The sequence below is a fragment of the Methylomonas sp. MS20 genome, from assembly GCF_050275925.1.
In the GTDB taxonomy this organism is placed as follows: Bacteria; Pseudomonadota; Gammaproteobacteria; order Methylococcales; family Methylomonadaceae; genus Methylomonas; species Methylomonas koyamae_A.
Map to the genome: position 1 here is coordinate 3,913,232 of NZ_CP189962.1, position 12,494 is coordinate 3,925,725.

8 protein-coding genes are annotated in these 12,494 nt (G+C 51.0%); all 8 read left to right on the plus strand.

Annotated features, from left to right (window positions below; genetic code table 11):
* Window positions 1–10 precede the first annotated feature (10 nt).
* From ACQE3D_RS17430 to ACQE3D_RS17465, 8 genes are read left to right on the plus strand one after another with little or no spacing between them, the layout of a single operon-like run.
* The gene (locus tag ACQE3D_RS17430) at window positions 11–916 is read left to right on the plus strand and encodes a helix-turn-helix transcriptional regulator (RefSeq protein WP_427551047.1); all 906 of its coding nucleotides are present in this window, start codon (window positions 11–13) and stop codon (window positions 914–916) included.
* Window positions 917–945: 29 nt separating this feature from the next.
* A complete protein-coding gene (locus tag ACQE3D_RS17435; RefSeq protein ID WP_427551048.1) occupies window positions 946–1,344 on the plus strand; it encodes a hypothetical protein in 399 nt (132 codons plus the stop codon).
* Window positions 1,345–1,369: 25 nt separating this feature from the next.
* A complete protein-coding gene (locus ACQE3D_RS17440) occupies window positions 1,370–3,496 on the plus strand; it encodes an HsdM family class I SAM-dependent methyltransferase (RefSeq protein ID WP_427551049.1) in 2,127 nt (708 codons plus the stop codon).
* Window positions 3,496–5,043, plus strand: coding sequence for a hypothetical protein (locus ACQE3D_RS17445; RefSeq protein WP_427551050.1), 1,548 nt, complete (start codon window positions 3,496–3,498; stop codon window positions 5,041–5,043). Before ACQE3D_RS17440 ends, ACQE3D_RS17445 begins: the two co-directional genes overlap by 1 nt.
* Window positions 5,044–5,060: 17 nt before the next feature.
* Window positions 5,061–6,236 (plus strand): hypothetical protein, encoded by a 1,176-nt coding sequence (locus ACQE3D_RS17450; protein WP_427551051.1) that lies wholly within the window; start codon window positions 5,061–5,063, stop codon window positions 6,234–6,236.
* An 8-nt stretch (window positions 6,237–6,244) separates the two neighbouring features.
* Window positions 6,245–7,384 (plus strand): hypothetical protein, encoded by a 1,140-nt coding sequence (locus tag ACQE3D_RS17455; RefSeq protein ID WP_427551052.1) that lies wholly within the window; start codon window positions 6,245–6,247, stop codon window positions 7,382–7,384.
* Window positions 7,381–11,670, plus strand: a complete 4,290-nt coding sequence (locus ACQE3D_RS17460; protein WP_427551053.1) for a hypothetical protein — start codon at window positions 7,381–7,383, stop codon at window positions 11,668–11,670. The genes ACQE3D_RS17455 and ACQE3D_RS17460 overlap by 4 nt, the downstream gene beginning before the upstream one ends.
* Entirely contained in the window at window positions 11,667–12,491 is an 825-nt protein-coding gene (locus ACQE3D_RS17465) for a hypothetical protein (protein WP_427551054.1), read from the plus strand. The genes ACQE3D_RS17460 and ACQE3D_RS17465 overlap by 4 nt, the downstream gene beginning before the upstream one ends.
* Window positions 12,492–12,494 lie beyond the last annotated feature (3 nt).

Below are 12,494 nucleotides of genomic sequence, written 5' to 3' on the forward strand. Positions count from 1 at the left end.
ATGCCTAATCATGAATAACACCAAACAAATCCAGTCAACGATTGATACGCTGAATTATGCTCAGCGTGAACGTTTGCTGTTTATCGAATTTCGATTGTATTTTTTGGGCGATGTGGGCCGACAGGATTTAATGCAACGATTCGGTGTGGCACCGGCTGTTGCCACGAGAGACTTTGCACAATATCGAGAGTTGTTCCCGGACAATATCCATTTCGATAACAAATCCAAATGCTATGTGATTGGAAAAGCTTTCTCGCCGGCGTTTACTCACTCCGCAGAACGTGTATTGACAGCATTAACACGTGGATTCGGTGAAGGTAGCGTGGCAGGTAGCGAGTTTTTGCTGACTTGTGAATTACCGAAACTGCTTAACCAGCCATCCGTGGCGATACTGGCTCCGATTACCCGTGCGATACATCAACAAAAAGTCGTCAGCATCGATTACACCTCTCATAGCAGCGGATTGTCGACGCGAGAAATTATCCCGTTCGCCTTGGTGAACGATGGTTTGCGCTGGCACGTCCGCGCATTTGATCGGAAGCGACAAACATTTTTGGACTTTGTCATTACGCGTATTTTGAGAAGTGATCTCGTCGAAGACAGTCCGGTTGTGTCGCATGAACAATCGGGTGCAGACATTCAATGGAATCGAATCGTCGAATTGGATCTGGTACCACATCCCAATCAGGAGCATCCTGAGATCATCGAAAACGATTATGGTATGGCGGGCGGTTTGTTACATCTCAAGTTGAGAGCAGCAGTCGCCGGATACGTATTGCGTCAATGGTTGGTGGATTGCTCGGCCGAACATAAGCTACCAGGAAAGGAATATCGATTATGGTTGAAAAATCACTTGGCCCTGTATGGTGTATCCAGCGCAGAGTTTGCTCCTGGTTATGAGGCACCGAAGAATTAATGAGTCAGCCAGCATCAGGATAAGACAGTATGAGCAAGCTAGCAACGATTGATGCAGTGATCAACAATCTTAAACAAGAAGCCATGACGTTAGAGCAAATATGGCAAGACTATGGCCTGGCCTGGCAGCAACTTGGCTGGAATATGGCGCAAGTTAAACTTTGGCTGCTTTGCCAACCCAGCGTGCATATCAAGCTGGCTGTGAACGGCGAACAAGCCTTTCAAATAAATTGCGCCCAAACTAACGAAAAAACTAATTTAGGTGACGAATTGGTCGCCTTATTAGAAAAAGCCGGTCGCCCAATGCCCCTGTCGCAGCTGATCAGTAAATTACCAGCTGGCAGAGTGGTTACCGAACCGATGTTGCGCGCCGCGGCTCAACACGATGCACGACTGGAATTAAAAGGCCCGCTGTTGAAGCTGGCTTAATGGACTATCACAGGATACAAAATACATGGCAACCGAACAAACCCTAGATCAACGCTACCAAGCAATTCGCAATCAATACCTCAGCTATACCGAACACACTCCGCTCAATACTGATCATGACTTTTTAAAAGCTGGTCTTATTTGGGGTGAAGATCAAGGTAATCAAACGCCATCGGTATTGCTGGTTGCGCTGGAGCCAGGTCATTGGGACTATTCCCGCGAAGACAAGCTGGACCAACTGGCTTACGAATTACTGGCCAGTGTGAATGGTGACTGGCCAGTGTTTGCCCACTTGCAAGACGACAAGAATGCCCGCTGCTACAGTCTGTTTGGCGTCGATGGTAGCGATGGCACGCACTCGGTTGACGAGGTACCCTCAATTGAGCTGATCCGTAATTACGAAAAGTTAGAAAAAGACCCTACCTTTCGCTGGTCGATGAGGATTTATACTCGGCTGATGCATCGTTTTGATATGTTTCACGAACAAGTGTTTCATACAGTCAAAGATCGGCTAGACGGCAAAAACGAAATTATTGAAGAAGTCGCCAAACTGCTGTTTCTGGAAACTTTCCGGGTCCATCATGGCGAAGAACTAAGCTTTACCGATCATGAGGGTAAAACACAGCGCTTTCGCGAAGTGTTTGACTTCAATTACGTTGCCAAGCACGGCAGTGTCGCCGTAGAGCAGATCAAGGCTGCATTTGAAGCTTTTAAAGGGCATGACGATTATGTAGTGGTTAGCGACGACGGCCAACGCAATGCCATCTTCCCCAGTGACACGCATTTGAGGATGGCTCAGCCCAAAAACTACGAAACCCTGCTGGAAGCCATGCAAAACCTGGGGCCAGTCACCGACAACCAAGGTCGTATGATTGCTGGTAAGGAAGTGGGCACTTTGGCCGATGTTGCCGGTGACTTATTGGGCCGTGTGTTTGACGTCTTTCTGCGGGCCAATTTCGAGTCCAAGGGTGGCCTGGGGGTTTACCTCACGCCCAACCCCGTCAAGCAAGCGATGCTCGAAATCGCCATGCATGATATCCAGCAAGACAACGAAATGATGGAGCGGCTGACGTCCGGGGCTTTTCGGTTCTGTGATGCCACCTGCGGCTCATTTGGCTTTGGATCAGTCGCGCTCAGTCATATTGAACGAGTGGTTGATCATCTGGGCGGTATCAGCGATGCGCAAAAAGCCAAACTCAAGCAGACCCTACGCGATAACGCCTTTACCGGTGCCGATGCGGCACCGCGGATGGTGATGTTGGCACGGGTCAACATGGCCTTACAAGGCGCGCCCAAAGCGAAGATTTTCTACACGGACAATTCGCTGACTAGCCAAGCCTTCAAAGCCAACAGTTTTGATTTGATCTGTACCAATCCGCCATTCGGCACGCCCAAGTTCAGCAACGACAAAAAGGGCAAGGAATCCAAAGAACATTATGAAGCGCAGATGGAGCAAGTGCTCGGTGGTTTTCGCCCCACGGAAAAAGTGGTGGATAGTTACAACGCTTACTACGACCATCTAAAAATGAAATGGCAGGATACCGGCGATTTGTATTTGGATGACAACGGTACACCCAAGTGGCCCGGCTATCGCACCGATTTACGCAATGTCTCCACCGGCAACAAACCGCAATACCATCTGTATCCCAGCACCTCCGGTCTGGCTTTAGGCAGTAAGCCGGATGGCAAAGGCCATTGGAAGCCGGTCGGCGCCACCATTGATCCTGCTGTATTGTTTATCGACCGTTACCTGCAACTCTTGCGCCCCGGCGGGCTGTTGCTGATCGTATTGCCGGACGGCGTGTTATGTAACTCCGGCGACCGCTATGTGCGCGAATACATCATGGGCAAAAAGGACGAAAATACCGGCCAATTTGTCGGCGGCAAAGCCATCGTCAAAGCAGTGATCTCGCTACCGGCCGACACCTTTAAGCTGTCCGGCACCGGCGCCAAAACCTCGATATTGTTTTTGCAAAAACGCCACGCCAGCAAGGACCATCCCGAGCAATTCCTTCCCGAACCGCAAGGCGATGTGTTTATGGCCGTGGCCGAAACACTTGGCTACGTGGTGAAAAACAATATCGAGGACTATTCGGTGGGTGTGCCCAATGACCTTGACAAGATTGTTGGCGCTTATAAGCGGGGTGAGTAATGCCGACTATTTATCGAATCAAAAGTGAAAATCTCTCAACAAGAAGGATAGATCCCTGGCATTACCAGCCGGACTTTTCCAAGCAAATTTCTAAAATTACTACTAGGTTGTGTGGTAATGAGCTTTATTCATTGATAGATCAGAAGCGTGAAGTTGCTGGTGGAGCAACTCCACTTGGCGCTAACTATCTAGAAACTGGCAGAGTGCGCTTCTATCGGACCTCTGAGGTTGATGAGCTTCAATTGGATGCAGATGGTGCTGTTTTTATAACAGATCAAGATGACGAGAAATTGGCGAGAAGCCGACTTGCTGCGGGGGATGTGTTACTTACCATAACGGGAGCTAAATTCGGAAAATCTGCGGTCGTCACCGATAAGCATTTGCCGGGCAACATAAGCCAACATTCGGTCAGATTCTCACCAAGGGCAGATAAGCTTGATTCTTACTTTCTTATTGCTTACTTGAATGGCCCCACTGGTCAGATTGCAATCTGGCGAGAAGCATATGGAGCAACGCGACCCGCTATCGATTTTCCAAGTGTTCGGTCGTTGATTGTTCCGTCAGTTTCAGACTTGGCACAAAAATACATCGGCGACAAAGTCCGCCAAGCTGAGCGGCTGCGAGCTTGGGCGAAGGAGACTGAATCCTCAGTCACTCGATACCACCAAGCCCTTGTTCCGTCTCAGTCAACACTTAACTTTGCCAAAAGGGTGCGCCTTGTATCTCCTGCTCGCATGAGCGAGCGCTTGGATGCACATTTTTATCCAGGTGTCGTCGACGACTATCTACGATTACATCAACAGAAGTTCAAACCCCTTGGAGAGCTTTGCACAACCATTTACAACGGCCAAACACAATCGGAAACAAGCTCCGCTATTTCGTGTAAGCAAATCACGGTCACCAATCTTTCTTCATCATTTTTGGGTGGTACACCTAGAGATGTCGAGATGCCCGGCAAGAAGGAGAAATTCCTCAAACCCTATGACATCCTGATGTGCAATGCGGCACACAACAAAACCTATATTGGCAAAGACTTAACCTTTGTCCATTCCGATTCCGCCATTTTGCCTTCAACGGAGGTTATGACGCTTCGCGTGGATCGCAATCAGGTTCCTGCCTCGTATATTCGGGCTTATCTGCTTACCAAGCTCGGATATGTACAGATTCAATCGACCATTCGCGGCATCACTGCCCATTCGTACCCAGACGACATGGCGCTACTCGATATTTTTGTGCCAGAGCTTCAAGATAAAGATAAGGACGAATGGCTTGCCTGCGATGAAAAGCTCGCTTTAGCCGGTAAGGCTTGCGAGATTGCAACTCAACTGACCCATGTTGCTAAGTCCCTCGTCGAAGCCCTCATTGAAGGCCAGGTCACCGAAGTTGAGCTGATCGCCGCCGAACATGCGCTGCAAGCCGGAAACGACCAACCCGACCGCCACATCCTAAATCGCCTGAAAACCGACGGTGTCGATGGTCAAGGTCAACCGTTATTAAGCGATCTCGATCAACTCTACAGTTTGCTTCAACAAGCAGACCATTCCTGATTTTGTACCCGGGCAACATGGATAGTCTTTCTTCTCGCAACTATTCTAAATTCGGCTTGCCGCCCCGGCTCGATCATGATTTGCCCACCCTGTTTGCGTGGTTGCAAGGCAACGGCTTGACATATAACGGCGAGCGTTTCGACCGTCCGTCCAATGCCTCGCTTTTGGGGCCGGAAGAGTTGGATAACAGTCTAGCGTTTGCACAGGCCACCGGTCGGCACGCGTCGCAGCCACTGACCAGCGAAGAACTCAAAAAACTGAAAGACTCGTTCAAGGATGTTTCTCCGGGCGTTAGCCAGGAAGCCCTGTGGGGAGCTTTGCTTGATGCCTCTTCAAGCATTCGCAGTTTGTCGTGGCAGAAGCTACCCGCTGAAGCCATGGCGTTTTATCGGCCGTTTCATTTGCCACCGGTAGATCAGTGGGGGATTTACTTATTGATCGAACCCTTGCTGAATTATCACAACGAACTGTTGCGCTTGAGTCAGCCGCTAAGGTTGTTTTCTGCCGAAACCCTGATGCACCTGATCGTGTTTGAGATATTCAATCACGAATTTTTTCACCATCTGGTCGAATCGACGGCTACCACGCTGGAATTGATTCTGGCGACCCAAGGCGAGCCGCAACCGGTTTATCTAAGGCATTGGCATCAACAAGCCAATAATCATTTTGAACATCCTCACGCGCCGTTGGAAGAAGCCCTGGCCAATGCGTATGCTTACAACGCCCTGGGTTTTATTAGCCGAATGAAGGTTGGTTGTAAGACGGCCAGTGTTAAAGCCTATCAACAAGCCATTATTGAACATTGGCATTTCGAACCTGCGGGCTATCGCGATGCCTGGCACTACAAAGGCGGCGGTTACATCGATGGCGGAACGCAATTATTGGAACAGTTACTCGACCAACCGTCCATCGCGACAAAGGTTCCAATCAGTATCATCGCCAAACACGTCATGCCGACCGGATTTTCGGCATTGATGGCAAAACCGTATATTCCCACCTGGCTGGTCGGTTCCCCTGAGCAATTGAAATTATTTTATCAGTTAGTGCCAGCGCCCAACGAGGCCTATACCCAGTTATTTTGGCCTTACAACACGGACGCTATCGATACCTATATCGCCAAAAAGAAGGAAGAGGAAAAGGCGCGCAAGGCAGCATTAAAAGCCGCGCAAACGCTGAGCAGACAACGCAGATGAGTATAGGGATGAATAGTCAGGTCGTCGCAGCATTATCGCGGGTGGTGGCTCGTGGCTACGTGGCGGATGGTGAGCAGGCGTTGACCGAAATACTGACGAACATCGCGCATTCGACGGCGAGCGGTTGGGTGTTGAGTCGACCATTACTTCAGCAACGCCAATTGTTGAGTGATGATCAAGAGCTGGTATTGGCGCTGTTGGGGCTTTTAGCAGAGGTTCGCAAACCGTGGTTGTCGATCATGGCAGCCCGTTGTCAAGAAGCCGGTCAAATGCCGGATAGCGGTGTTTTAGTGCAGTTGATTACGCAGTTGCAAGGCGCGGCCGCCTGGGTGGAATTGGCATTGTCTGATGCCCAACTGGCGACCAGCCCCCATGCTGCCGTGGAGCGGGAGTTGTTGGGCGTCAGTCTGGAACAGGCGGCGGCCACGCCCAGATTAGCGCGGATACTGGCTGCGAGTTTTGCGCTGCAGTCAGGACGAGCGGGCCCTTTGCCAGCGATGCCACTAATTGATGCGAGTGGTATGCAAGCGAACGAAAATTGGACCGGTGGCCGGTTATTGGCGTTGCCGGGTGTATCAGCCGATGCGACGTATGTCTTGGCTAATCCCATGGGTACGCCGGATACAACTACCACGATGAATTGGGTGTTTAGCCAGCCTTGGGCATTATTGCTGGCCATGGTGACCTATGCCCAATATAACTGGGCGGCGGAAGCACGCGGTGGCTTATTGTTGGAATTGTCGCCGGGTCAGAATGCGGTTCAACCCAGTCAGATCAGCGTTTTGGTTCAAGGCCCTGAAGGCGATGAAATGTATTGCGGTAATCTGGCGGAATTGATTCTGAGGGTGCTGGATCATTTAGGGATGCATTGTTTTCCTGAGCGCCCGACGCCTGGATCCCTGGATACAGCAATTGCCAGCATGATTGGGCCATTGCTGGTAAAAACGGTTTGGCGCTATCAGGATGGCGCGAGCGGGCAAAATGGCCAGTATTTGATTCACCCCGATTTTGCCGATGCCTGTTTTCGGCTTCCAGGTAACAAAGTCTTCAACCGTACAGGCAAGCATATTTGGCAAGCCATTAGAATAGTGGCTGAACAATGGCGTGATGAATTGCGCTATTCATCACGCGAGGGAGCATTTAATTGAATTCGAACCAAAGCATTCTGACGGACGATCAGGTCATCAATTTAAGCAAACGCCATGCTTGGGCTGCGACCGGTGTGTCTGATTATCCACCGCGCGACCCGTTGGTGGGACAAAGCCGTTTCTTTAAACGCTATCGCACCTTTATTCACACCGTCGATCAAGATGCCGATCATTTCGCGCATGTGTTTGCCGTTGAGGCTGAATGGGGGCGCGGTAAGTCGCGGTTAGGGCATGAATTGATTGCCCAAATCAACGGCTGCTCCAAAGGCTGGTACATTCGTGACGAACATAATCAGCTAAAAGATGAGGCATTGTTCGACCAAACGACCCAAGATAACTATCTGGCGTTGTACATCCGCTATTCACAAGTGGCATCCGACTACCAAAACTCAGACAACTGGTTTGGTTATGGTCTTTACAAGGCACTGTTGCCACTGGCAACCGGCAAGTTTGATGGTTCGATCCAGAGCAAAATTGCAGAGCAGGCGCTACATCGTTTGAACCCGGCCGGATTTGATGCCAAGCAGCTGGCTCAATGCCTTGAACTTCACCAAAACTACAGCGAAGAAGCCCTGTACGAAGAAGAAGGCCTGGTGGTGCGCTTGGTGCAAAGCGCCTATATCTACTTGCAAAAATTTGGCATCGAATACGTGCTGGTGGTGTTGGACGAGCTGGAAACCGTAGCCGAAGCCGCGACCTTTGGCTTGGAGCAAGACGATGCCAAACGACTGGATGGACAAGCCATCCGCTTGATTGGCAAAGCCATTAAAGAAGAAGATCCGCGCCGCAAGCTGCCATGGCTACGCTATGTGGCGCTATGCTCGCCGCTTTTGGGGCAGCAATTGCGCGAAATTCAGTCGGTGGCACGCCGTTTTGAATTGGTGGAACTCGAGCATAACGCCTTTGCCGATGTGTCGGATTACGTAGGGCAGCTCAAAACCGAGCGTAAATTGGCACACGATTACCCCACCGGGTTGGTGGAAGCTGCCTACGCCATGAGCGGCGCTAACTTTGGCTGGTTTAATGTGATTATGGCCAATGTGGATGCGGTGTTGGCCCAGTTTGAAATGGCCGGTAAGCCTTTGCCTGCGATTGGTGAGTTGTTCGATGCAGTCACGGAAAGCTCGGGCCGGGTGGCTGAGCATGTCTTGGATAAACACGCCATTGAAGGCATCAAAACCACGGATCACGATCTGCGCACCGTGGCACAAGCGCTGCTTTATGGTCAGCTACCACTGGCATTGAACGCATGCCCGCCGCGTTGTAAAGAGCTGTTATCGCTGGCCAATGAAGATGGCGAACCCGTTGCCAGTCTGTATCGCAAAATCCCCTACGATGCTCTGAAGTGCCGCCAAGCCCTGGAGGACGCCAAGTTCAAGCGCGAGAAGGACGAATGGTTATACCCCGCTGTAGAACAAGCACTGAGTTTGACTGCCTTGCTGCAAAACCTGCGCACCTTTGCCATCAATGAACCCGAGAAAGATGTTTTGTTATTGCCACTATCACGGGGCGAATTCAAGCATCTGTTGAGCTTGTTGTATGACCATCCAGCAGTGGAATTTGCCGCCGATGCGCTGTGGCAAAAGCTGATTGGTAGTGATCCGTTTGTGCCGGATGATGAGGCGACGCACATTGGCCCCAGTGTGGCCATGTTGTTGCGGCTGGACTTACGCTATCGCAATCAGCAGCACAACTCGATGATTTTCCGCGACCCGGCTGATGCGGATGTGCATGAAACTGCGATGAAAGCCTTTTTGCAGGCCAGCAGCCACAACCCTGGGCTGCGCTGGACTGCACGCTTGATCGGGCTGATGCGTTTGCTGGACAAGAACTGGCAATACGCTCAACCTGCACTCAGCAACAAAGAGAACCTGAGTATTCAAGCCAGTTCACGCGGGCAAGGTGCCGGTCAAAAGGGTGGTTTGGTGTTTTGTGATGCTTTGAAGCTGCATCCGGATAATCTGGCGTGGTTTGCCTGGGTGAATAAGCGTGACGAACTGGATCGTTTGCATCAATACGCGGCGATGCGCCACGCCGATGAAGGGCGTTTCCCCGTAATGGCCTTTACGGCATCGACGCACTTGATGGAGCAATACAATCGGGGCGATGTCAGCGAGAAGCTCAAAGACGATCTCTTACTTTATTACCTGAATCCGAGCGAAGTCGATCAGCTCGAACGCATTGGTCTATTACCGGAACAGTGTAAGGGCTTGTCGCTGGATGAGTCTCGATTTACCAGCAAGTTTAAAAACAAGCTCAATGCCCTGCGCGACTTTACTTATCAGGCCATAAACCAATGGCGCGGCCGCTTGAACGAACGCGGTTTGATTGCCTGGCCGTTGAGGCCGACAGGCAAGATCAATATGCAAGATCGTGATCTGTTGTTGCGAGCCTGGACATTATTCGCCGTTCGGGAGCCTGGACTTTCGAGCTTGAACGATTTGGAAACCCGGCATGGCATCGATGGCGAAGAAGTTGCGTCCTTGATGCAGCGTTTGGCCTTGCCAAATAAATTCCTGAGCCTTGGTTATGGCAAGGATGAACACGCCGGTTTATTCTCCGATTTGGCGAATCCACAACAAGCGCAAGTGCAGTTACCACACTTTTTGGCTCGCATTGCCAATCCGGCCATCTCGCAGGACTGGACTTTGGAGAAAGCCAAGCGAGATTGGTATTGGGGTTATCTATCGCATGCCGGGGTGACACCGAAGAATGTATTCGATGATTGGATGTGGTGGTGTGGGGAGTTGCATCTGCTGCAACTTCTGGATGCTACCGCCAGTGTGGCCAAGTGGCAAACCTTGCCGCGCGCGAAACTGGACAATGCCATTGTCGAGGCAAAAAACTGGTTTGATGGCAATGCAGCCGATGGCTACAAGGCCACAGTCGTAAAATTGGAGCGGGTTTTTGGTTATGACCGTATCCCTGGTCTGTTTGCACCCTTGGGCAAGTCGCCCATCGGTACAGAAACGGTGGAGGCGAACGATCAACTGCAAGCAGCACGCACTGCCTTCGAGAAACTCAAGGTCGATGAAGAGGCACTGAGCCAGGTGGGTGGCGATGCTCTGGATACCATTGCCGAAAAATTACCGGCTCTACTTGCCGGACGTGCCGAAGTATTGCAACGGGTGGCCCGAGTCAAGCCAGAGATTGGGCCTGTCATCAGTTTGGGCAACATCAATACTTTACGTCTCGACGATAAGGAGCAATCACTCTATCTGCGCATTGAACAAGCTCGATTGTTTGCGGAATACGTGGATAAGGCGGCGTCGCAAATCAAGCAACGCATCAACGACCTGATCACGGATATTGACTCGGATGCGCAGGGGCTCGTGTTATTTCCACGTAGTCTGTTTACGCTGTCTTTACAGACGGTGGCCAACATTCTCGATGGCGCCCTGCAACAGCAGAACGACAGTGGCACCACAACGACCGAAAGCACTGCCAGTTCGGACACTTTATTGCACTACCTGCGTTCTTTGCAGTTGGATAAGGCTGCCGAGCGCTTGCACCTGCTGGCCGAGGAAGCTGGCGTCAACATCGACACTGGCTCCCAACTTGGTTTTACAGAAAATGTCGGGCATATTCTGAGTGCCTACCGTGCGGGCAAGGAAAAGTTTGTCAAAGTCACAGACTATCTCGCTGATCTCAAGGCGCGCTGTACCGAAGCTGGCCGTATGCTAGATCCACTGCCCCCTGACTATGCCGAATCCGACCACGCAAAGGAAGCCAGTGACCTGTCTCAGAAGCTGGTGTTAATTGGCGATGCGTTTGAAGATTTGGCGGATTTAGCCAAGAGTGAACGCGAGAAATTTAGAGAACAGGCACGCAAGGGTCAGTTCAGCGCTATCCGCGATGTACCGGATCGTTTGCTCAACCCGCTGCAAACTCAGTTGAATGTTGTTGGCGGTGCGATTAACAAGATCGAAAACGCGATCCAAACACACCGTGAAACCATGGTGACGGCGCTGAATTCGCAATATATTCCGGTTCTAACCCCTTTGTTTGTTGCCTGCAAAGAAGCCAAGCCAGAACCGGTTGCACTAAATGCAGTGTCGACTCTTAGTCTGCACGATCTGCAGATGACACTGGATGTGCGACGCACTCAATGGGAAAACAAAGCAACCCAGTTATTGAGTGGCACCGGGCTTGACTATGCGGACTGGCAGCTTTTGGCGAAAGCAATTTCTGAAGGCAAGAGCCCAACGCTTACGCCATCTGTACAAGAAGCTCTGGTTAACAAGGGTATCTTGAAAATGCAGCTTTATTTTGGGGCCGGTGCGTGAATCTCTATCTGACCCCGGAACTGCAAGCCAATCGCCGAGGCCGATTCTTAACAAGCCTGTTGGCCATTTCGCCCTCATCGGAGCAGACATTTCCCAAGGAGGGGTTTGTTTTAATGACGGGTGAGCAGTTGCAGGCATCGCCAGAGCAGCAAGCGGAAAGCATAACGTGGGGACGTCAGCCCGGCTGCACACTGCTTTTGCTGCCACCCTACAAGGAGGGGAGTATTTTCCCTTTTCTGGATTGGGTGATTGAGTTTAAGTCTTCCCCGCTTGCCAATGCCGATCAAACGTCTTTGGAGACGATTCTCGCGGGAGAGCTATCGCACCAACTGCTGGGTTCTGATGGTGACTGCATTACCAACTCGTCATTAGATAATCTGGCTTGCCATACTCGTTATTGGAAAGCACATTCCAACAGTGGCTTGATTGCGGTTACGACACTGCCCCTTTGGTCCATTAGCTTGCTGGATCACGCGGACAAGGTATTGGCTTTCCTTGCCGAACTCGATAAATACACAGGAAAACCGTCTGCCACCATAGCAAGGGACGAGCCGCAGACAGAGCCCTTACATCCCGAAGATATCACCGTCTTGGTTTGCTGCTATGGGTTTGGTCTGGCTACAGCAGACGGCTTGTCGGATAGACTGCTTGGGTATGCGGTACCCTTGTTGAATTTGGCTAGTTTTGATTTGCCGGAAAGTCTTCATCGTTTACGGTGTGAAGGTTTGATAGACGACATGGGCTTAACCGAGACCGGCTTGGCATTTTTGCGTGCTTCGAGATACTGGCCATTTGCAGAAAATTTGAAGGGAGAGGCCTAGCCT